General features: G+C 72.3%; 1 protein-coding gene. It reads left to right on the top strand.

All coding sequences use genetic code 11. The features are described from left to right. Positions 1-352 (top strand): pyridoxal-phosphate dependent enzyme (locus B2J89_RS21805; protein WP_169170867.1); only part of this gene is annotated, 352 nt, incomplete at its 5' end. Positions 353-433: the final 81 nt, after the last annotated feature.

The raw sequence follows: 433 nt of genomic DNA, 5'->3' as shown, positions 1-433 counted from the left end.
TGTGGTGGCCCTGGAGCCCGAGCGCGCGCCCACGCTGCACAGCGCACGCGCGGCCGGCGCGCCCGTGGACGTGGAGGTCGGCGGGCTGGCCGCAGACTCGCTGGGCGCGCGCCGCATTGGTGCCATCGCCTGGGAAGTGGGCCAGCGCCACATCCACGAGGCGCTGCTGCTGCCGGACGAGGCCATCCGCGCCGCGCAGCTTTGGCTGTGGAAAGAGCTCAAGCTGGCCGTCGAGCCCGCGGCGGCCCTGGGCCTGGCGGCATTGCACAGCGGCGCCTACCGCCCCCAGCCGCAGGAAACCGTGGCCCTGATCCTGTGCGGCGCCAATTTCGACCCGGCCAGCCTGGCCTGAGGCCCGCACGCCACGCCCCTAAAATCGCACCATGCTTGACATCCTTCTTCTCCGCAAAGACCTCGACACCGCCATCGCGCG

It is taken from the genome of Acidovorax sp. SRB_24, from assembly GCF_012931925.1.
The sequence above is the reverse complement of the archived record's forward strand: the minus strand, read 5'-3'. Positions and strand labels throughout refer to the sequence as shown.